The sequence below is a fragment of the Mesorhizobium sp. M0408 genome (genome assembly GCF_040321495.1).
Lineage (GTDB): Bacteria > Pseudomonadota > Alphaproteobacteria > Rhizobiales > Rhizobiaceae > Mesorhizobium.
In genome coordinates, this window is sequence record NZ_JAMYRO010000032.1 from 38,301 (window position 1) to 58,303 (window position 20,003).

18 protein-coding genes are annotated in these 20,003 nt (G+C 62.7%); 11 read left to right on the forward strand and 7 right to left on the reverse strand.

The window, feature by feature from the left end; all coding sequences use genetic code 11:
* Positions 1 to 83: 83 nt before the first annotated feature.
* A complete protein-coding gene (locus NKI67_RS27950; protein ID WP_352647947.1) occupies positions 84 to 1,151 on the reverse strand; it encodes a CobW family GTP-binding protein in 1,068 nt (355 codons plus the stop codon).
* A gap of 197 nt (positions 1,152 to 1,348) precedes the next feature.
* Here NKI67_RS27950 and NKI67_RS27955 point away from each other — a divergent pair, with 197 nt between their 5' ends.
* Both NKI67_RS27955 and NKI67_RS27960 read left to right on the forward strand, forming a co-directional pair.
* The gene (locus tag NKI67_RS27955) at positions 1,349 to 2,071 is read left to right on the forward strand and encodes an intradiol ring-cleavage dioxygenase (RefSeq protein ID WP_023676240.1); all 723 of its coding nucleotides are present in this window, start codon (positions 1,349 to 1,351) and stop codon (positions 2,069 to 2,071) included.
* A gap of 203 nt (positions 2,072 to 2,274) precedes the next feature.
* Positions 2,275 to 2,757, forward strand: a complete 483-nt coding sequence (locus NKI67_RS27960; RefSeq protein ID WP_023676241.1) for a MarR family winged helix-turn-helix transcriptional regulator — start codon at positions 2,275 to 2,277, stop codon at positions 2,755 to 2,757.
* A 2-nt stretch (positions 2,758 to 2,759) separates the two neighbouring features.
* Here the strand turns inward: NKI67_RS27960 and NKI67_RS27965 are convergent, their stop codons facing one another.
* Positions 2,760 to 3,632: an AraC family transcriptional regulator gene (locus NKI67_RS27965; protein WP_023676242.1), complete on the reverse strand. Its 873-nt coding sequence runs from the start codon at positions 3,630 to 3,632 to the stop codon at positions 2,760 to 2,762.
* Between the two features lie 52 nt (positions 3,633 to 3,684).
* Between NKI67_RS27965 and NKI67_RS27970 the strand changes: the two genes are divergently transcribed.
* The 5 genes from NKI67_RS27970 to NKI67_RS27990 all read left to right on the forward strand — a co-directional run bounded on the left by NKI67_RS27970 (position 3,685) and on the right by NKI67_RS27990 (position 7,792).
* Positions 3,685 to 4,092, forward strand: a complete 408-nt coding sequence (locus tag NKI67_RS27970) for a DUF2000 family protein (protein WP_352568386.1) — start codon at positions 3,685 to 3,687, stop codon at positions 4,090 to 4,092.
* A gap of 197 nt (positions 4,093 to 4,289) precedes the next feature.
* Positions 4,290 to 5,174: a DMT family transporter gene (locus tag NKI67_RS27975; RefSeq protein ID WP_036238364.1), complete on the forward strand. Its 885-nt coding sequence runs from the start codon at positions 4,290 to 4,292 to the stop codon at positions 5,172 to 5,174.
* A 68-nt stretch (positions 5,175 to 5,242) separates the two neighbouring features.
* Entirely contained in the window at positions 5,243 to 6,265 is a 1,023-nt protein-coding gene (locus tag NKI67_RS27980) for a LacI family DNA-binding transcriptional regulator (RefSeq protein ID WP_023676245.1), read from the forward strand.
* On the forward strand, positions 6,262 to 7,242 hold the full coding sequence (locus NKI67_RS27985) for a 2-hydroxyacid dehydrogenase (RefSeq protein ID WP_023676246.1): 981 nt from the start codon (positions 6,262 to 6,264) through the stop codon (positions 7,240 to 7,242). The genes NKI67_RS27980 and NKI67_RS27985 overlap by 4 nt, the downstream gene beginning before the upstream one ends.
* Positions 7,243 to 7,396: 154 nt before the next feature.
* Positions 7,397 to 7,792, forward strand: coding sequence for a hypothetical protein (locus NKI67_RS27990; RefSeq protein WP_031211664.1), 396 nt, complete (start codon positions 7,397 to 7,399; stop codon positions 7,790 to 7,792).
* A 14-nt stretch (positions 7,793 to 7,806) separates the two neighbouring features.
* Here the strand turns inward: NKI67_RS27990 and NKI67_RS27995 are convergent, their stop codons facing one another.
* Positions 7,807 to 8,580 (reverse strand): gamma-glutamyl-gamma-aminobutyrate hydrolase family protein, encoded by a 774-nt coding sequence (locus NKI67_RS27995; protein ID WP_023676247.1) that lies wholly within the window; start codon positions 8,578 to 8,580, stop codon positions 7,807 to 7,809.
* A 284-nt stretch (positions 8,581 to 8,864) separates the two neighbouring features.
* Between NKI67_RS27995 and NKI67_RS28000 the strand changes: the two genes are divergently transcribed.
* A complete protein-coding gene (locus NKI67_RS28000; RefSeq protein WP_023676249.1) occupies positions 8,865 to 9,974 on the forward strand; it encodes a TRAP transporter substrate-binding protein in 1,110 nt (369 codons plus the stop codon).
* 387 nt (positions 9,975 to 10,361) lie between these two features.
* Here NKI67_RS28000 and NKI67_RS28005 read toward each other — a convergent pair whose 3' ends face one another.
* From NKI67_RS28005 to NKI67_RS28020, 4 genes are all read right to left on the reverse strand, one after another.
* Positions 10,362 to 11,387 (reverse strand): zinc-dependent alcohol dehydrogenase family protein, encoded by a 1,026-nt coding sequence (locus NKI67_RS28005; RefSeq protein ID WP_023676250.1) that lies wholly within the window; start codon positions 11,385 to 11,387, stop codon positions 10,362 to 10,364.
* A gap of 16 nt (positions 11,388 to 11,403) precedes the next feature.
* Positions 11,404 to 13,182: a TRAP transporter large permease gene (locus NKI67_RS28010; protein ID WP_031211665.1), complete on the reverse strand. Its 1,779-nt coding sequence runs from the start codon at positions 13,180 to 13,182 to the stop codon at positions 11,404 to 11,406.
* Positions 13,182 to 13,766 carry a TRAP transporter small permease subunit gene (locus NKI67_RS28015; protein ID WP_023676252.1) on the reverse strand — a complete coding sequence of 195 codons (585 nt, stop codon included), beginning with the start codon at positions 13,764 to 13,766 and terminating at the stop codon, positions 13,182 to 13,184. The genes NKI67_RS28010 and NKI67_RS28015 overlap by 1 nt, the downstream gene beginning before the upstream one ends.
* A gap of 204 nt (positions 13,767 to 13,970) precedes the next feature.
* A complete protein-coding gene (locus tag NKI67_RS28020; protein ID WP_023676253.1) occupies positions 13,971 to 14,876 on the reverse strand; it encodes a branched-chain amino acid ABC transporter permease in 906 nt (301 codons plus the stop codon).
* Between the two features lie 140 nt (positions 14,877 to 15,016).
* Here NKI67_RS28020 and NKI67_RS28025 point away from each other — a divergent pair, with 140 nt between their 5' ends.
* The 3 genes from NKI67_RS28025 (at position 15,017) to NKI67_RS28035 (ending at position 19,853) form a co-directional block, all read left to right on the forward strand.
* Entirely contained in the window at positions 15,017 to 15,625 is a 609-nt protein-coding gene (locus NKI67_RS28025) for a CGNR zinc finger domain-containing protein (protein ID WP_352647952.1), read from the forward strand.
* Complete coding sequence (locus tag NKI67_RS28030) at positions 15,618 to 16,148, forward strand: hypothetical protein (RefSeq protein WP_023676255.1); 531 nt, start codon at positions 15,618 to 15,620, stop codon at positions 16,146 to 16,148. Before NKI67_RS28025 ends, NKI67_RS28030 begins: the two co-directional genes overlap by 8 nt.
* A 225-nt stretch (positions 16,149 to 16,373) precedes the next feature.
* The gene (locus tag NKI67_RS28035; RefSeq protein ID WP_023676256.1) at positions 16,374 to 19,853 is read left to right on the forward strand and encodes an indolepyruvate ferredoxin oxidoreductase family protein; all 3,480 of its coding nucleotides are present in this window, start codon (positions 16,374 to 16,376) and stop codon (positions 19,851 to 19,853) included.
* The last annotated feature ends 150 nt before the right edge of the window (positions 19,854 to 20,003 follow it).

Sequence of the window (20,003 nt, forward strand, 5' to 3'; positions counted from 1 at the left end):
CCGACCGAGCTTTCGCTCGGCCACCTTCTCCCACAAGGGGAGAAGGAGAGAAGGGGCAGCGCTAGCGCTATAAAGTCCGGAAATCAAGCGGCCTGGCAGGCCTCGAAGCTTGTCTTCAGTCGCTCGGCGTCGAGTTCGCGGCCGATGAACACCAGCCGGCTCTCGTGCTTCTCGTCGTCCTTCCAGGCGCGCTGGTGGTCGCCCTCGATGATCATGTGCACACCCTGGATGACATAGCGCTCGTCATCGCCTTTCAGCGCAATGATCCCTTTCAGCCGCAGGATGTTCGGGCCTTCCATCTGGGTGATCTTCTCGATCCACGGGAAGAACTTTTTCGGGTCCATCTCGCCGCCGCGCAGCGACACCGACTGCACAGTCACGTCATGGATGTCGGAAGGGTGCGCATGATGATGCCCGTCATGATCGTGGTGATCATGGCCGTCGTGATCATGGTGATGGTGGTCATGATCATGATCATGATGGTCGTGATCGTCATGCGCCTCGAGGAAGTGCGGATCGTTCTCCAGCGCCCGGGACAGGTCGAACGCACCGCGATCGAGCACCTCGGACAGCGCCACGCTGGCGCGTGTGGTGCGATGGATTCGTGCCGCCGGGTTGATGGCGCGGATCGTCGCCTCCACCTTGCTCAGCTCTTCGCGGGTGACGAGATCGGTCTTGTTGAGCACGACTACATCGGCAAAGGCGATCTGGTCCTCGGCCTCTCGGGAATCCTTCAGACGCAGCGGCAGGTGCTTGGCGTCGACCAGCGCCACCACCGCATCGAGCCTGGTCTTGGAACGCACGTCGTCGTCCATGAAGAAGGTCTGCGCCACCGGCACGGGATCGGCGAGGCCTGTGGTCTCGACGATGATGGCGTCGAAGCGGCCAGGCCTGCGCATCAGGCCTTCGACGACGCGGATCAGGTCGCCGCGCACGGTGCAGCAGACGCAGCCATTGTTCATCTCGTAGATTTCCTCGTCGGATTCCACGATCAGCTCGTTGTCGATGCCGATCTCGCCGAATTCATTGACGATGACGGCGTAGCGCTTGCCATGGTTTTCCGAAAGGATGCGGTTGAGCAGTGTCGTCTTGCCAGCGCCGAGATAGCCGGTGAGGACGGTTACGGGGATCTGCGTCTGTGCGTCGCTCATATTGTGCCTCGAATAGGGATTGTCGGCTCCATATAGGATGTGTGCTCGGCTTTTGCACGAGGCAAACCGGTGGGCCAAAGAGGGGCTGGTATTGCCGAACTTTCCTCACATTACCGAACTTTCATTGGCGCCGCCTGACAGCGGGCCCTAGATAGGCGGGGTCATTTACGGAGCTGTTCGCGTTGAAGAGGCGCCAGATGTCCGACAAGTCGTTGCCACTAAGCCGTCGGCAGGCGCTCGGTCTCGTTGCGGTTACCGCTGGCGGCATATTCCTGCCCGCCGGTGCAAGGGCCGGGCAGGTTTCGCCCTATGCCGGGCTTGCTTTGTTCGAAGCCGGTGCCGGCGTCTGCGCGATCACGCCCGAGGTCACCGAAGGGCCGTTCTATTTCGACCCGAAGCTCGAACGCGCCGATATCACCGAGGGCAAGAAGGGCATCGCCCTCAATGTGCGGCTGCAAATCGTCGACGCCGCCTGCCGGCCGCTTCCCGGCGCACGCGTCGATATCTGGCATTGCGATGCCCAGGGCAGCTATTCCGGCTATCCCGGACAGGGCGACGGGCAGGATATCGACACGTCCGGCCAGAGCTTTCTCCGCGGCTGGCAGAGAACCGATGAAAGCGGCATCGCTTCTTTCGCCACCATCTATCCCGGCTGGTATCGCGGCCGCACCACCCACATCCATTTCAAGATCTTCCCCGACGACCGCTCGGTGATGACCGGCCAGATGTTCTTCCCCGACAGCCTCAGCGAGCAGATATTCGCCACCGTCGCGCCTTATAAAGATCGCCCCGGCAAACGCGATACATCGAACGCGCGGGACGGCATTGCGCGGCAGGCCGGGCCGCTGTCGCAGGCAGCGCTGCGGGAAATGGCGGACGCCTATCAGGCGTTGATGGTGGTCGCGGTGAAAGCCGGTTGAGAACACCTCGTCACGTCCTCATCCAGCCATTGCGGAAAGTCGTTTGTCATCTAACTGAAATAAACATCTGGCATTAGCCACGGCGAACACCGCGAAGCTTGCCGGCAAAGCTATTTTCCGAGCCGGAATGTTTTCGATCGTCATTGCCAATCGGCGGCCTGCTTCTATGCTGTCCGCTCCGGTTCGGCCGAGGAGGGATGAGCATGGCCAAGGCGGACAAGACTGCAACAATGAGCCGGCTGCATTCGGCGGCGCGGCTGGCGCGCACGGCGCTCGCCGCCCGGCTTCTGGCGCATGGTTTCTATGCCGGCCAGGACCAGATCATGCTGGCGCTCGACCGCGAGGACGGGCAGACGCCCGGCAACCTTGCCGGCCGCCTCGGCGTGCGTCCGCCGACCATCACCAAGACCATCAACCGGCTGCAGGCGCAGGGCTTTCTGGAGAAGCGGGCCTCGTCCGCCGATGCCCGCCAGGCGCATATTTTCCTCACCGACACCGGCCGCGAAATCATCCACGCCATCGAGAAGTCGGTGAAGAAGACCGAAAAGCAGGCATTGAAGGGTCTCGACAAGAAGGATCAGAAAGCGCTGTTCAAGCTGCTTGCCCGCGTCGAGGCGAACCTGTCGGACGGCGAAATGGTGCTCCCAGATGACGAACTGGATATCGAGGACAAGATGCTTGAATAAGGTCACGCGTTCGCCGCTGACGGCCGTCGCGTCAGTGCCGACCAGCGTCCCGGTGTGACGCCGAACGCCTTTTTGAAATGCCGATTGAAATGGCTTTGGTCACTGAAGCCGGCTGCGATGGCGATTTGCGCCAGTGGCTCGTCGGCTTCGATCATCCGACGGGCTCGTTGAAGCCGGCGCATCAACAGGAACCGGTGCGGGCTGGTGGAGAAGGTGGCGCGGAAATGCCGCGACAGGGCATAACGGTCCAATCCGGTTATCGCCTCTAATTCATCCGAACGTACGATCCGCGCGACATTTTCCTCCAGATAGTCGCGCGCCAGGCTGGCGGCGCGCCACGCAGTTTTCGCTACCGGTTTCGTCGGCTGACCGGCGTGCCGGGCCAAGCTTTGCATAAGCTGCGTCATGAAATCGACGACAAACAGCTCGTCCAGTTCCTGATTCAACGGCCCGAGCGCCGAAAGCAGCGTCGCCCGGAGATCGCGGTCTGTCACCACGGCATTCCCGACGAATGGTAGTGATCCGCCGCCGAGACAATCGAGCATCAGGGACGGCTCCAAATAGAGCATTCTGTATCGCAAGCCGTCTTCGGTGCCGGCACCGCCATCGTGCAGTTCGTCGGGATGAAGGATAATGATCTGGCCAGGCAGGCTCTGATGCGTTTGGCCGCGATAGCGGAAGCGCTGCACGCCATAAAGCGTCACCCCGATCGCATAGGTGTCGTGGCGATGGAGATCGAAGGCATTGCCGTGGAACCGGGCCTCGATGCGTTCCATCCCGGCAGCACCGGGTGCCGGTACGATGCAGTTCTCGGCTGCATCCACGCACAAACGTCCAAGACCCTGAAAGGCTTCCCGGTCTAGATCGTGCGCCATCGCTTCACTCGCAGCCTCGGATTGGCCCCCTTTTCGGATTGGAAACTGTCGCATGTTCGATACGAAATTTGCAATCGTGCTCAAGGATGATCTTCCCGTCTGGCAAAAGCTCAATGTCACCGCCTTTCTGACCAGCGGCATCGTCGCGCAATTTCCCGACATTATCGGCGACCCCTACCGTGATCGCGCCGGCAATATCTACAACCCGCTGTCGATCCAGCCGGTCATCGTGCTTTCGGCGGACGGCCAGACGCTCGGCGCGATCCAGCGGCGGGCGCTGGAGCGTGGTGTGACGGTTTCGCTCTATGTCGAGGATATGTTTTCGACCGGGTATGATCTGGCCAACCGCGCCGTCTTTGCCGAATTTGCGCCGGAGGATGCCAAGGTGGTCGGCATCGCGCTTCGCGCCGAAAAGAAGCTCGTCGACAAGATCACCAAGGGCGCCCGCATGCACGCCTGAGTCGTCGGCCACTAGGCCGGCCACTGGGAAACAAACTGAGCCTGTCGGCGGCTGTCGTTGTGCCAGACTGTTTTGGCTTGCCCGCAGGCGACAATTGCCGCATTGGTGAGGGACCGCCTTGCTTGCCGTCCGGCCTGAAATTGAATGCTCCCCCAAGACAAGACGAAAGCGCGACATCGCCGGCGGCGATCCTGTGCATGCTTTCCGTCTATGTGTTTTTCACCTTCCTCGACACCAGCAGCAAGTACCTTGTGCTGGCCGGCGTCTCGGCGCTGATCGTCGCCTGGACCCGCTTCGCGGTCCATGTGCTGATCGTCGGCGTCTTTCTGCACGGATGGCGTGAGCCGCTGCGCTTTCGTCCCGCCAACCTGCCGGCGCATCTCACGCGCGGTCTGCTCCTGTTCGGATCGACGATATGCAACATTCTCGCGCTGCGGACGCTGCAGCTGGCGGAAACCACCTCGATCTACTTCTTCGGCCCGATGGTGATCACCGCGCTTGCCGGTCCGTTGCTAGGGGAATGGGCCGGCTGGCGGCGTTGGCTGGCGATCATGAGCGGCTTTGTCGGCGTCCTCATCATCACCCGGCCGGGCATCGGGGTTTTTGGCGTCGGCCATCTCTTTGCGCTCGGCTCGATGCTATCGAACAGTTTCTACGTCATCATGACGCGCCGCATGTCGGCGACGGAAACCTCGGAAAGCCTCATCCTGTTTTCGGCACTGGCGCCGGCCGTGCTGCTGCTGCCGACACTGCCGTTTTCGCTTTCGTTGCCGCAGGATGGCTGGCACTGGTTCATATTGCTGATGCTGGGCGTCTTCGGCGCCATCGGCCATTGGCTTCTTGTGCAGGCCTATCGCCTTGCCACCACCACGGCCCTGGCCCCCTATCCCTATTCGCAGATGATCTGGATGATCATCTCCGGCCTGATCGTCTTCAACCAGTTTCCCGACCGCTGGACGCTGGCCGGTGCGACAGTCATCGTCGCCAGCGGCCTCTACATCGTCCACCGCGAGCACCGGCTTCGTGTGCGCAACCGCGCGACGCTGGACGCGGAGGCGGAAGCGCTGGCAAAAAAACTTTGATTTGCGCGGGATCGATGGCATAAGAGCCGGCCTTTAAACAGTTTAAATTGCTTCGGGAGCGCAGGGCGCTGGCACAGAAGATCAAGCTTTCCACCATCGCGGATGCGCTCGGCGTGTCCACGGCCACGGTCTCGCTGGCCTTGCGCGACAGCCCGCTGGTCGCCGGCGGCACCCGCGACCGCATCAAGGAACATGCCCGCGCCATCGGCTATATCTACAACCGCCGCGCCGCCAGCCTGCGCACCTCGCGCTCAGGCATAGTCGGCGTCGTCGTCCACGACATCATGAACCCGTTCTTTGCCGAGATATTGCGTTCGATCGAGAGCGAACTCGACCGCAGCCGGCAAACCTTCATCCTGTCGAACCACTACGACCAACTCGAGAAACAACGCACCTTCATCGACACGCTTCTGCAGCTCGGCGCTGACGGCGTCATCATGTCGCCGGCCATCGGCACACCGCCCGAAGACATAATCATGGCCGAGGAGAACGGTCTCCCGGCAGTGCTGATTGCACGCACCGTCGAAGGTGCCGACGTGCCGGTGTTTCGCGGCGACGATGCCTATGGCACCGGGCTTGCTACCAATCATCTGATCTCGCTTGGCCACAAGCGCATCGCAATGATCGGCGGTACCGACCAGACCTCGACCGGCCGCGACCGCTATCAGGGATATGTCAACGCCATGGAGGCGGCAGGGCTTGAGGTCAGGCCGTCCTGGCGCATCGCCGGCCCACGCACCAAGCAGGCCGGCTTCGAGGCCGCCGGGCAGTTCCTGGCGCTGAAGGACAGGCCGACCGCGGCCTGCTGCTGGAACGACCTCGTCGCCATCGGCCTGATGAACGGCATTGCGCGCGCCGGGCTGGTGCCGGGCATCGACATCTCTGTTACCGGCTATGACGACCTCGAGGAGGCGGCGATCGCCACGCCGGCGCTGACTACCGTGTGGAACGGCCAGCGCGAGGTTGGCCGCCGCGCCGCCAGCGCGCTGCTCGACAAACTCAACGGACAGACGGTGCGGCCGTCGCAGGAACTGATCAAGCCGGAACTGCATGTGCGCCAGTCGACCGGCAAACCGGTGGAACGTGCATGACAAAAACCAAACAGCAAGCTGTCGCCATTCTGGTGCCGGGCCAGTTCAACGATCATGCGGTCGGCCGCATCGACGGGGTGTTCAGCCGCGTCCGGATCGAACGCGCCGATCCGTCGCTGGTCACCGACGAGATGCGCCTTACGGTGCGCGGCATAGCCGCCTTTGGCGGCATAAGCGCCGCGTTGATGGACGCGCTGCCAAAGCTCGAGATTATCGCCAATTTCGGCGTCGGCTATGATTCGGTCGATGTCCGCCACGCCGCACGGCGCGGCATCATGGTCACCAACACACCGGATGTGCTGACCGAAGAGGTCGCCGATACGGCGCTCGGCCTGTTGATCAATACCATCCGCGAACTGCCGCGCGCCGAGGCCTGGCTACGCGACGGAAGCTGGCTGCGCAACGGCAACTATCCGCTGAGCCGGCTGACCTTGCGCGGGCGCCAAGTCGGTATCTTTGGCATGGGCCGCATCGGCCTCGCCATTGCCCGCCGGCTCGACGCTTTTGGGCTGCCCATTGCCTATCACAACCGGCGCCGCGTCGAAGGCCTGTCCTATGACTATCACCCGACGCTGAAAGGTCTCGCCGAGGCGGTCGACACACTGATCTCGGTGGCGCCCGGCGGGGCTTCGACGGAAAAGGCCGTCAATGCCGAAATTCTCTCGGCTCTTGGGCGGAACGGCGTCTTTGTCAACATCGGCCGGGGCAGCACGGTCGACGAACCAGCCCTTGCCGCCGCACTTGCCAGCGGCAGCATCGCCGCTGCCGGGCTAGACGTCTTTGCCGACGAGCCGAATGTGCCAGCGGCGTTGCTTGCCGCGCCCAACACCTCGCTTTTGCCACACGTCGGCTCGGCCTCGCAGCACACCCGCCGCGCCATGGCGGACCTGTGCGTCGAAAATCTGGTCTCGTGGTTTTCGCAGCGCAAGGCGCTGACGCCGGTGCCGGAGACGGCAAATGTCAAGGCAAGGCCGTAAGCGGGCTGCCATATCTATTAACTTCAGCTTAACCCTTCGGAATCATTCTGGTCCCTTCGCAGTGTCTGTCCGCCTGACAGGACATGACAGCAAGAGGAAGCGCGCCTCCCTGATCTCTTCGAACCGGCGCGCTTGAAATGCGCGGAGAACCAGGATGAAGACGCTTCCTGCATTGATGGCTGTCGCTGTACTGTTCGGCAGCGCCCAACTGTTTTACGCCGGTAGCGGTGAAAGCCGTGCGGCCAGTGAGTCACCGCCTTCATCCGGCAACTACAGGCTGGTAGCCCATGGCGACGAGGGGTCTTGTGCGGTCAGCCGCGGCGCCGAGATTTCGCAAGGCCTGTCGCTGTTGACGGTCGCAGCAAATTGCCGCCGGGTGTTGCCCGGCGTGGAGCAGGCGAAGTTCTGGCGAGAGCAGGATGACGGCACGGTCACCCTCAGCGCCAACGGCACCGATCCGATCGTCATGTTCTCAGTCGCCGACGGCGATGGTTACGAATCCTACGCGCCGGCGCTGCCGCTGCTGACGCTGGCGTCGGCCGGCAACTAGCGAGCGCGGCAGGACTATTCCGCGGCTGCGCGCGCACCCGATTTCGCCGCCTGATGCAGACGTACAGCATCGCCGAAGGCGCGAAATATCTTTACCGAGATACTGTCCGATTTGACCCAGTATTCGGGATGCCACTGGACGCCGACGGCGAAAGCCCGTGCATCGCGCACCGAAACCGCCTCGACGGTGCCGTCGGCGGCGACCGCTTCGACCTGCAGCTTTGGGCCAAGTCGGCCGATGGCCTGGCGATGCACCGAATTGACCATGATGTCGCCGGCGCCGAAGACCCCGGCCAAGCAGCTGCCGGGTTTTATCGCCACGCTCTGGCGGATGGCGAAGCGTTCGTCCTGATTGTCGCTTGCCGGCGCACGATGATCGAGCGAACCGGCGCGTTCCTGGATTTCGGTGGCCAGCGTGCCACCCAGCGCCACATTCATCTCCTGGATGCCGCGGCAGATGGCGAGCAATGGCACCCCGCGCTCCACCGCCCGGCGGATCAGCGGCAACGTCGTCGCGTCGCGGGCGGAGTCGTAAGGACCATTGGCTTCGCTGGCGTCACCGCCATAGAGCGAGGGATGAACGTTCGATTTGGAACCGGTGACCATGACGCCGTCGACGGCGGAAAGCAGTTCGTCGAAGTCGAGCCGGTCGCCGAAGGACGGTACCAGCAGCGGGAACACGCCTGCACCCGAAAGCGCCGCTTCGAGATATTGCTGTGGCGCGGCATGCCAGGTGTAATTGTCGAACTGGCGGACATCGGTCGATACGGCGACGAGCGGCTGGTGCATTTGGTCCGGATCCCATCGGGTGCAACGAATTATCTGCCTGCAAAATAGGCGATCCGAAGGCGCATTTCCATGGCAAGTTTCGGCGTGTCGCGTAGGCCAGTTAATCGACCTTAGACTATAGTTGCAAGATCTGCCCCAACGCCGTGAATTTCCCCGAAATGCGCCGCTCAAACCGGGCTGCCGTGCTGGACTCGACTCCTTGCCTGTGTATTGTCGGCTCGAAGCCGATCCGGGCGCCGAAGTGTCCCGAATGTCGGTCAGTGGATCCAAAAGGGAGGAACTTCATGGATCGTCGTTCGTTCATCCGCAAGGCCGGCACCGCCGGCGTTGGCGCCGCGGCCGCTGCCGCGACACTTGCCGCGCCGGCCATCGCCCAGTCCAATCCGAAAGTGACCTGGCGGCTGGCGTCGTCCTTCCCGAAGTCGCTCGATACGATCTATGGCGGCGCCGAAGTGTTTTCCAAGATGCTGTCGGAGGCGACCGACGGCAACTTCCAGGTCCAGGTCTTCGCCGCCGGCGAACTCGTTCCCGGCCTGCAGGCCGCCGATGCCACCACTGCCGGCACCGTCGAGGCCTGCCACACCGTGGCATACTATTACTGGGGCAAGGACCCGACCTGGGCGCTGGGAGCGGCGGTTCCGTTTTCGCTCAACGCGCGCGGCATAAACGCCTGGCACTATCATGGCGGCGGCATCGATCTGTTCAACGAGTTCCTGGCGACGCAGGGTCTGTTTGGGCTGCCGGGCGGCAATACCGGCGTGCAGATGGGCGGCTGGTTCCGCAAGGAGATCAAAACGGTCGCCGACCTTTCCGGCCTCAAGATGCGTATCGGTGGTTTTGCCGGCAAAGTGGTGCAAAGGCTCGGCGTGGTTCCTCAGCAGATCGCCGGTGGCGACATTTATCCGGCGCTGGAAAAAGGCACGATCGATGCCGCCGAATGGGTCGGCCCCTATGACGACGAGAAGCTCGGCTTCTACAAGGTTGCGCCCTATTACTACTATCCCGGCTGGTGGGAAGGTGGACCGACTGTCCATCTGATGTTCAACAAGGCGAAGTACGACGAACTTTCGCCGGCTTACAAGTCGCTGGTGCATACTGCCGCTCAAGCGGCCGACGCCAACATGCTGCAGAAATACGACTATCTCAATCCGGCGGCGGTTAAGCGGCTGGTTGCCGGCGGTGCCAAGTTGAGCCCGTTCAGCCAGGAGATCATGGCCGCCTGTTTCGAAAAGGCCAACGAAGTCTATGCCGAGATGGAAGCCTCGAACGCGCCGTTCAAGAAGATCTGGGATTCGATCAAGGCGTTCCGCAAGGAGCATTATCTCTGGGCGCAGGTGGCCGAGTACAACTATGACACCTTCATGATGGTCCAGCAGCGCAATGCCAAGCTCTAGAACATTCTGCGACGCCGAGTGGCTCCACTCGGCGTCGCAGAAATGGGCTAAAACAAAGCGGATGCCCGGTTTTATTTGAATGCATTCCGCTCCAGGAAGACGTGGTTCTTGTCAAAGGACCCTGAGCACGCCCCGTGTTCCTTCCTGTCAGCCTCGGACGCACTGACTTCCACCGGTATTCCCGCCCGGAGCATGGCAATAGAACACTGTCGACTTGATGCGGCCACGCATCAGTTGCTGGACCTCACCCGGTTGTAAGCCGGCGTCGGCATAGGTGGCGGGGTCGCCTTTCCCCGGCTTCATCAGCCCGGCTTTATCAGATTGAGGATGAAGCCATCGATGCGACGCAGAACCGCGAAGCCTGCCGGTGGCAACTGGCCCGATGGATCAGCTCTGAGGCACTGCCAGGACTTTGACCTCACCTGGCGCCGGCGGGTTGGCAATGATCGCCACCGCCTCGTCGAGGCTGACTTGTCGTGATATCAGCCGATCTACTTCGATCGCCCCCGAGGCGATAAGATCGGCGGCCCGGCGATGGGTAAAGGGGTTGAGGAAGGAACCCAGGACCTTCAACTCACGGAACAGCAGATCGAACGGTTCGAACGCCACTTTCATGCCTTGCGGCATCACGCCGACGACGACGACGGTGCCGCCCGCTTTGGCCAGCCGCATCGCCTGCTCAACAGTGTCTTTCACGCCGGCGCATTCGAACACCACGTCGACGCCGCCCGGCATCAAACCCGACCGGCCGACGATCGCATCGGTGACATCGAAGGCGCTGGGATCGAGCGTCGCCGTTGCGCCAAATTGCTCGGCAAGAGCCCGCCGCGAGGCCTGACGGGTCGACAAGATAATGGTCGTCGCACCGGCGAGCTTTGCCAGCTGAACGGTGAGCAGGCCGATCACGCCGCCGCCGAGCACCGCGACCGACGAGCCTGGTTTGATCGCGGCAAGGTCCACGCCATGCAGGCAGCAGCCGAGCGGCTCGCAGAAAGCACCATGCGTAGGCTTCAGATCGCCTGGCAAGACGAAGGCCTGTTTCTGCGGCAGGACAAGATATTCGGCAAAGCCGCCATCGCGATGGATGCCGATGGCGCGTAGATTGCCGCAGAGATTGACCCGGCCGGCCTGACAATGCTCGCATCGGCCACAGGCAATGTTGGGATCGCCGGTGACGCGGTCGCCGACCGAAAAGCCGGATACGGCAGGTCCGACCGCCTCGACGATGCCGGAGAATTCATGCCCGAGCGTCACCGGCGGCGTGCACGGGAATTCACCATGGAAAAGATGCCTGTCGGTGCCGCAGACGCCGCACGCCTCGATGCGCACCAGCAGATCGTTCGGCCCGGCGGTCGGTTTCTCGACCTCGCACACGGCGAGGCTGCCCATTCGCTCCAACCGAACCGCCTTCATGGCTGCCGGGCCTTCCTCAGTTGAAACTCGGTGGTTGCGACAGATCAATTGCCGGCGCCGCCGGTTTCGCGGGCGGCTTTTCGTCGAAGCTCGGCGGCTGCGACAAATCCGGTGTGGAAGGTGAGGCCGGGGCAGTGCCGCCGTTGGCTGGCGGCGTGCCAAGCGGCGACAAGCCGATGCCAGGCGTTTCCGGCACCTGGTAGTTGATGGTGCCAGGATCGACGACAGTGCCTTTGTAGTGCATCACCATCTGCGGGAAGGCGATGGTCAGGCCGATCATGATCACCTGGATGCAGACGAAGGGCACTGCGCCCCAATAGATCTGCCCTGTGGTGACCGGCGCGATCTGCTTGCCGGTGAGTCGGTCGAGATAGGGCACGCGCGCGGCGACCGAGCGCAGATAAAACAGCGCGAAGCCGAAGGGCGGATGCATGAAGGAGGTCTGCATGTTGACGCCCAAAAGCACGCCAAACCAGATCAGGTCGATGCCGAGTTTGTCAGCCGCTGGCGCCAAAAGCGGCACGATGATGAAGGCAAGCTCGAAAAAGTCGAGGAAGAAGGCGAGCACGAAGACGAGGATGTTGACGCCAATCAGGAAACCGACTTCACCGCCCGGCAGCGACGTCAACAGGTGCTCGACCCAGATGTGGCCATTGACGCCGTAGAAGGTCAGCGAGAACACCCGCGCGCCGATCAGGATGAACAGAACGAAGGACGACAGCCTGGTCGTCGACGCCAGCGCCTGCTTGACCACGTCGAGCGACAGCCGCCCCTTCATCGCCGCCATTGCCAGCGCGCCGACGGCGCCCATGGCGCCGCCTTCCGTCGGCGTGGCGATGCCAAGGAAGATCGTGCCCAGCACCAGGAAGATCAGCGCCAGCGGCGGGATCAGCACGATGATCACCTGCTGTGCCAGTCTGGACATCAGGTTGATCTTCAGGCCCTGGTCGACGATCGCGACGACATAGATGAAGATGACGCCGATGGTGGCGCCGAGGATATCGGCGTTGCCGCCATGGTTCGGCGCAAGGTAGCGATACGCCGCATAGGAAACCACCACCGCCGCCAGCAGCGCCGCCAGCAGCGACAGCGCGCCGTGGCCGAGCGTGCGGGCCTCCAGCGGCAGGGCCGGCATCGACTTCGGCCGGAAGATCGACATGAGCAGGATGTAGAGCATGTAGATGCCGGTCAAAATGAGCCCGGGGATCAGCGCTCCCTTATACATATCGCCGACCGAGCGGCCGAGCTGGTCGGCCAGGACGATCAGCACCAGTGACGGCGGGATGATCTGGGCGAGCGTCCCGGACGCGGCAATGACGCCGGATGCCAGCCGCCGGTCGTAGCCGTAGCGCAGCATGATCGGCAGCGAAATCAGACCCATGGCAATGACGGAGGCCGCCACCACGCCGGTCGTCGCGGCGAGCAGCGCGCCGACGAAAATCACGGCATAGGCGAGGCCACCACGGACAGGTCCGAACAACTGGCCGATCGTGTCGAGCAGGTCTTCGGCCATGCCGGATCGTTCGAGCACGATGCCCATGAAGGTGAAGAACGGGATCGCCAGCAGCGTATCGTTCGACATCACCCGGCTGCCATAGAAATTATCCGGCAACGCGTGCAGCAACGGCCAGGCGAGATTGATCGAGCCGCCCGAATAGGGCGACAGAAGCACGCCGATGAAGAAGAACATCAGGCCGTTGGCGGCGAGCGAGAAGGCGACGGGGTAGCCGATCAGCAGGAAGACGACCAGCGAGGCGAACATGATCGGCGCCATGTTCTGGGCGATGAACTCGATCACGAGCGCACCTCTTCGACGAGCGCCTTGGCTTCGAGTTCGGCCTGCTCATGCACCGATATGAACGGAGTGGGATCGTCCATCTGACCGCGCATGATGGCGATTTTCTTGATGATTTCGGAAATGCCCTGCAGCGCGAGCAGAAAAAAGCCGACCAGCAGGATCGCCTTCGCCGGCCAGATGATCAGCCCGCCGGAATTGTTCGACATCTCCCCGCTGCGATACGACAGCGACACATAGGGAACGAAATAGACCACCATCAACGTCACGAACGGCATCAGGAAGAAGACGTGACCGAAAAGGTCGATCCAGTGCTGCACGCGGCGCGAGAACATGCCGTAGACGATATCGATGCGGATATGGTCGTTCTGCTTCAGCGTGTAGGCGGCGGCCAGCATGAAGGCGGCGCCGAACAGATACCATTGCAATTCCAGCCAGGCGTTCGAGGACATGTCGAACACCTTGCGGATGACGGCGTTGGCGGCGCTTACCAGGATCGCCAGCAGGATCAGCCACGAAACCCATTTGCCGATGAATTCGTTCAAACGGTCAATGGTTCTGGAAAGAGCGAGAAGCCCTGCCATGCATTCCTCCCTTGTGTCAGAGCGCGGCGGTTCCCTGTCCGTCGCGTCGCTGTGGACCAACGGTATGCAGTGCGTGGTCCGGCGGGTCAACACGGGACAGCCCGCATAAACACAGTTGTGAGATGACGGGCGGCAAAATGCTGCCGCATCCTTTGCATGTCCAAGGACATGCGGCGCTTTCACCCAAGCAAAGTCGGGTGCGGCTCAGGCGATCTTCTGTTGGTCGCGGCCGGCGCCGATCAGCACAAGCATGGCGACGAGGAACAGGTACATCCAGCCGTCCCGCCATTCGAGCGGAAAATAGCCGGCCCATAGCGATTCGGCCATGCCGAAAGCGGCGGCGCCCAGTGCCGCCCGCAAAGGCGAAAGATAGCCGCCCACTGCGGTCACGAACAGGATTTTCAACCCGTAGACCAACCCTGTGCCGAAGCTGATGTTGCCGTAGTAGAAGGCGGCGAGCACGCCAGCCAGTGCCGCGCAAAGGCCGCCGAAAAGCACCGCACGCCGAAACACCGCACGGACATCGACGCCGCACATCGCAGCCGCCTTGGGATCGTCGGATACGGCGCGCCAGCTCCGGCCGAAGCTCGAATATGCGAAGCCCCAAGCAGCCAGCGCTATGGCCGCCAGTACGGCGGCGCAATCGAGCAATTGGATCAGCGTCAACGTCGCCTTGAAGCTGGCATTCTGCGCGAAGACGATGGTCTGGGCCAGCATTGGCGGCAACCATAGGTCATGGGTATCGGCGGCGATGCGGCTGGCTTCCGACAAGACCAGCAATATGCCGAGCGTCGTCACCACGATGGCGTTGGGCGAGCGGTCGGCCAGCGGTTCGAAGATACTTCGCGACAGGACATGGCTGAGCAGCGCCGCATAAAGGAATGCCGCAGCTACGCCGAGCGCGACCGATGCAAACAGCGTCAGCCACAGCGCCTGATAGCCGAACGCCGCGGTGAGGATCATCGTATGCCCGCAAAAGGCGAACAGCGCGCCATAGGCAAGATTGGTACGGTGCAGGATGCCGTTGGTCAGCACGTAGCCGAAGGCAAGCAATGCGTAGAGCGCGCCCGAATGCAGCCCGTTCAGAACCTGCTGGAAGAAATAGAGCATGCAAGACCCTCTATGCATGCCCCGCAATCGGGGCAGAGGTTTGGGACGAACGATATTCTCAGTACGGCGATCGCCTCAGTGACGAGCGTTGCACCCGGAATCTAACTTGTCAAACGCGAGTTATCAGTTAGATTCGCCATATGACAGTATCCTGGACTCCGCACCGCTTTACCGGTGGCATGCTGGCGCTCGATACGGCGAACACCGTCGTTTTGCGGAACGATCCGGAGAAAACTTTCGACCGTTTCGACGATCCGGCCGAGATCGCCCGCTTTGCCGAAGCGGCGAGTGCCTTTCGCGCCGCCGAGCGCGGCGGCAGGCGGCTCGTAGCGCCGGCGCCTGAAAAGATCGCACCGGTGGTGCTGTCGATTCGCGAGACGACCGATCGGCTGTTTCGCGGCGCGGTATCGAAAGGTGCGATCGACACCGCCGATATGCCTGAATTCCTGGAAGCCTGCGCCGATGGCCTCGCCCATGGCCACACCGAAATCGGCACGCCTGGAAAACCGTTCGGTGATCCGGCAACGCCGATCGCCTTCGAGGCGGCGCTCGCGGTCTCGGCGCTGTCGCTGCTGCGTAGCGACACCATCGCCAGGCTGCGGATATGTCCGAACTGCAGCTGGCTGTTTGTCGACAAAAGCCGCAATTCCAGCCGCCTCTGGTGCGACATGGCGGTGTGCGGCAACCGCCAGAAGGCAAACCGACACTATCGCCGCCGGACCGCGGCCAGGGAGGTCACCAATGTCTAGAAGATTCTCACGCGCGATGATTGTCGTCGCGGCGTTGTTCGCGGCGGCCGCGCTCGGCGCCTGCCGTGATTCCGGCAAGGACCAGCTGTTCGCCATTTCCGGGAAGCTGTTCGAGTTCAACTACCGGCTGGGTATCGCCACCTATGTCATCACCCTCAATCCGCTGCGGCCGGTGGGTGAGGGGCAGGTCGCTGTGGTCTCCTTCCAGAACCCGGCCGGTGGTGATCCGATCATCGTCACCCAGAAAATATGGCCGAAGCTGCCGCATGTGACGCTCACCAGCCCGCCGCTTACCTGCGTTGTCAAGAACAAGCCCTATGCGGTGTCGATCCGCATCGAGGATTCCAGCGGCAAGTTGCTGCAGAGTTTCGCGACCACTCTGACGTCCTCGCTCGACCAGTCGGTCCTGCCCGACCGGCCTCTGGTGGTCGGGCCAGTCTACGAGCTCAACAAGGACTTGGCCGGCCATGTCGACGGCAAGCTGCCCGGTGAACCGAAGCCCAGTTGCCCAAAGGCTGCATGATGCATCACCAGCGGCACCGATCGCCGCCGGAATTTTTCATGCTCGGCCATCCTCCCCGACAGGCGTTTCGTGGCGCCACACGGCCGCGCACGGATCGTTTGTTGCGGACCGCCTGGCACCTTCGATTTTGTTTGACCTCCCCGGCAAGGGAAGAAAGACTGTGGGCACTCGACTCCGACGTTGGCCGCGCACCTCCAGGCGCGGCCTCCGCACAGGAAATGCCTGATGACGCTGCACAATGTCGCGCTCGACGACAAGTTCGACCTGGCAAAGGAGCGCATCTTCCTGTCGGGTGCCCAGGCAGTCATCCGCATGCTTCTGATGCAGCGCGAGCGCGACCGCCGGGCTGGCCTGAACACCGCCGGTTTCGTCTCCGGCTATCGCGGCTCGCCGCTCGGCGGCCTCGACATGCAGCTGTGGAAGGCCAGGAACCAGCTCGCGCAGTCGGACATCGTCTTCCAGCCCGGTCTCAACGAGGAGCTCGCCGCCACCGCCTGCTGGGGCTCGCAGCAGGCCGAATTGCTGGGCGAGGGTACCCATGACGGCGTTTTTTCGGTCTGGTACGGCAAGGGTCCGGGCGTCGACCGCTCCGGCGACGTGTTCCGCCACGCCAATCTCGCCGGGTCGTCGAAACATGGCGGCGTGCTGGCTCTGATGGGTGACGACCACATGGCCGAATCCTCGACCAACGCGCATGCCACCGAGTTCCTGTTCGTCGACACCATGGTGCCGATCCTTAATCCGGCCGGCGTCCAGGAGATCATCGACTACGGCCTCTACGGCTTTGCCATGTCGCGTTTTGCCGGCACCTGGGCGGCGATCAAATGCGTCAAGGACAACATCGAATCGACAGCCTCGGTCGATGCCGCGCTCGACCGGCTAGATATCGTCATCCCGGACTTCGACATGCCGCCCGGCGGCCTCAACATCCGTAACGAGATCGACATGCTCGGCCAGGAGGAGCGGTTGCATGAATACAAGCGCGCCGCCGCTTCAGCGTTCATCCACGCCAATGGGCTGAATCGGATCGTCTATTCGGGCGGCACCAGCGCCAAGCTTGGCATCGTCACCATCGGCAAGAGTTATCTCGATGTTCGCCAGGCGCTGGAGGATATCGGCGTCGACGAAGCGGCCGCCAGTCGTATCGGTATCAGGCTGTTCAAGGTCGGCTGCCCGTGGCCGCTCGACCTGCAACACATCGCCGACTTTGCTCGCGGCCTCGATACCATCGTCGTCGTCGAGGAGAAACGCTCGCTGATCGAGGTGCAACTGCGCGAGAACCTTTACGGCACCGCGACGCAGCCGGTCATCGTCGGCAAGAAGGACGAGCGCGGCGACTGGCTGTTCCCGGCCAAGGGCGCGCTCGACCCCAACGATATTGCCATCGCGCTCGGCGAGAGGATTTTGCGAACGATCGGCCCGTCGGAAGAAATCGCCGCGCGGGTGGCGAAGTTGCGCCAGTTCCAGGCGATGCTGGCCGACACGTCAGACATCGCCTCGCGCACGCCCTTCTTCTGCTCCGGCTGCCCACACAATTCCTCGACCAAGGTGCCGGACGGCTCGCTCGCCGCCGCCGGAATCGGCTGTCATTTCATGGCGCTGTGGATGGACCGTAACACCGTCGGCTTCACCGCCATGGGCGGCGAGGGCGCGCAGTGGGTCGGCCAGGCGCCGTTCTCGAAGCGCGAGCACATCTTCCAGAATCTGGGCGATGGCACTTACAACCACTCGGGTGTGCTGGCGATCCGCTTCGCGCTGTCGACCGACGCCAACATCACCTACAAGATCCTCTACAATGACGCCGTCGCGATGACCGGCGGGCAGCCGCACGAGGGCGGCCTGACGGTGGACATGATCGCAAGGCAGGTGCGCGCCGAGGGCGTGGAGCGCATCGCCATCGTCACCGACGAGCCGGACAAATATACCGGCAAGGTGGAATTTCCCGCCGGCGCCACCATCCATCACCGCGACGACCTCGATCTCGTCCAGCGCGAGTTGCGTTCGGTCAAAGGCGTCTCGGTGCTGCTCTACGACCAGACCTGCGCCGCCGAGAAGCGTCGCCGCCGCAAGCGTGGCACCTTCCCCGATCCCGACAAGCGTATCTTCATCAACGAGCTGGTCTGCGAAGGCTGCGGCGATTGCGGCGTGCAGTCGAATTGCGTCTCGATCCAGCCGGTCGAGACCGAATTCGGCCGCAAGCGCAAGATCGACCAGTCGAGCTGCAACAAGGACTTCTCTTGCGTTAACGGTTTCTGCCCCTCCTTCGTCACCGTTCACGGCGCCAAAATCAGGAAAGCCGAAGGCATAGCCGGCGCGGCCGACCCGCTCGCGGGGGTGCCGGCGCCGGCGCAATTTACGCTCGGTGAACAAGGCTGGGCGGCGATCATCGACGGTGTCGGCGGCACCGGCGTCGTCACAATAGGCGCGGTGCTCGGCATGGCCGCGCACCTGGAAGGCAAGGGCTGCGGCATGATCGACATGGCCGGCCTCGCCCAGAAGGGCGGCTCGGTGTTCACCCATGTCCGCATCGCCCGCACGCCGGATGACATCCACGCCATTCGGGTATCGGCCGGCAAGGCCGATCTCGTGCTCGGCTGCGATCTCGTCGTTTCGGGTGCCAAGAAGGTGTTGGCCGCGGTGCGCGAAGGCCATACCATCTTCCTCGCCAACACTGCCGAGATCATGCCGGGCGAGTTCGCCCGTTCGGCCGATTTCTCGCTGCCCATCGAGCGGCTGAAGAAAGCGATAAGAACGGCCGCGGGCGACGACAGGACGCATTTCTTCGACGCCACCCGCACCGCCACCGCGCTGTTCGGCAGCTCGCTTGGCGCCAACATGTTCATGCTCGGCTTCGCCTTCCAGCACGGCGGCTTGCCGCTGTCGGCGGAGGCGGTCGAGAAGGCGATCGAGCTCAACGGCGAGGCGATAGCGATGAATATCGCGGCATTTCGCTGGGGCCGCCGCGCCGCCCACCAGCCGGATTTCGTGCGCAGCCTTCTTGCCCAGCCGGGCAAGGCCACGCAGCATGCCGCCATTGCCGAGACGCTGGACGATATAATTACTCGCCGCGTCGCCTTCCTGACCGTCTATCAGAACGCCGCCTATGGCAAGCGCTATGCCGACAGACTGGCGGCGCTGCGCAAGGCCGAAACCAATGCTGTGCCCGGTTCGACCGTGGTGACCGAGGCTGCCGCAAAGAACCTGTTCAAGCTGATGGCGATCAAGGACGAATACGAGGTGGCGCGGCTTTATACGGACGGCTCCTTTGCCGCAGAGCTCGCAAAGCAGTTCCAGAGCTACGGCAAGCTTGAATTCCATCTCGCACCGCCGATCATGGGCAGGCGCGGCAGTGACGGGAAGCCGAGGAAGTCGAGCTTTGGCCCGTGGATGATGAACGGGTTCTGCCTGCTGGCGGCGATGAAGGGGCTGCGCGGTACCGCTTTCGACCTGTTCGGCTACAGCGCCGAGAGGCGTATGGAGCGGCAGCTTCTTGCCCTCTATGAAGCCGACCTGGAGCTTGTCGCCGGCGCGCTGGCGCCGGGCAAGATCGAGGCCGCCGCCGCGCTTGTCTCGGTGCCGGCGCTCATCCGCGGCTTTGGCCACGTCAAGCAGGCCAGTGCCGAAAAAGCCGCCGGCGAACGCCAGCGTCTGCTCGACCGCCTCTCGACGGCGCCACTGCGGCCGCAACTTCAAGCCGCCGAATAATTCAGCGCTGTGATACGCCTTGTTTACCTGAACTGTAGTTTCCCTGCTTCCGCTTCGTCACCAATGAATGCCAATAGAGCCCGAACCGCTGCTCTAAACCTTTCTTAAGGCCAATGTGACACTGCTGGGTTCCCTAGGGTTGGGATCCAG

Coding starts and splice junctions, on each gene's coding strand:
- NKI67_RS28025 (WP_352647952.1), top strand. CDS start 15,017: ATGACAGTATCCTGGACTCCGCACCGCTTTACCGGTGGCATGCTGGCG.
- NKI67_RS28035 (WP_023676256.1), top strand. CDS start 16,374: ATGACGCTGCACAATGTCGCGCTCGACGACAAGTTCGACCTGGCAAAG.
- NKI67_RS28015 (WP_023676252.1), bottom strand. CDS start 13,766: ATGGCAGGGCTTCTCGCTCTTTCCAGAACCATTGACCGTTTGAACGAA.
- NKI67_RS28005 (WP_023676250.1), bottom strand. CDS start 11,387: ATGAAGGCGGTTCGGTTGGAGCGAATGGGCAGCCTCGCCGTGTGCGAG.
- NKI67_RS27965 (WP_023676242.1), bottom strand. CDS start 3,632: ATGGCGCACGATCTAGACCGGGAAGCCTTTCAGGGTCTTGGACGTTTG.
- NKI67_RS27950 (WP_352647947.1), bottom strand. CDS start 1,151: ATGAGCGACGCACAGACGCAGATCCCCGTAACCGTCCTCACCGGCTAT.
- NKI67_RS28030 (WP_023676255.1), top strand. CDS start 15,618: ATGTCTAGAAGATTCTCACGCGCGATGATTGTCGTCGCGGCGTTGTTC.
- NKI67_RS27960 (WP_023676241.1), top strand. CDS start 2,275: ATGGCCAAGGCGGACAAGACTGCAACAATGAGCCGGCTGCATTCGGCG.
- NKI67_RS27955 (WP_023676240.1), top strand. CDS start 1,349: ATGTCCGACAAGTCGTTGCCACTAAGCCGTCGGCAGGCGCTCGGTCTC.
- NKI67_RS28020 (WP_023676253.1), bottom strand. CDS start 14,876: ATGCTCTATTTCTTCCAGCAGGTTCTGAACGGGCTGCATTCGGGCGCG.
- NKI67_RS27985 (WP_023676246.1), top strand. CDS start 6,262: ATGACAAAAACCAAACAGCAAGCTGTCGCCATTCTGGTGCCGGGCCAG.
- NKI67_RS27990 (WP_031211664.1), top strand. CDS start 7,397: ATGAAGACGCTTCCTGCATTGATGGCTGTCGCTGTACTGTTCGGCAGC.
- NKI67_RS27970 (WP_352568386.1), top strand. CDS start 3,685: ATGTTCGATACGAAATTTGCAATCGTGCTCAAGGATGATCTTCCCGTC.
- NKI67_RS27995 (WP_023676247.1), bottom strand. CDS start 8,580: ATGCACCAGCCGCTCGTCGCCGTATCGACCGATGTCCGCCAGTTCGAC.
- NKI67_RS27975 (WP_036238364.1), top strand. CDS start 4,290: ATGCTTTCCGTCTATGTGTTTTTCACCTTCCTCGACACCAGCAGCAAG.
- NKI67_RS28000 (WP_023676249.1), top strand. CDS start 8,865: ATGGATCGTCGTTCGTTCATCCGCAAGGCCGGCACCGCCGGCGTTGGC.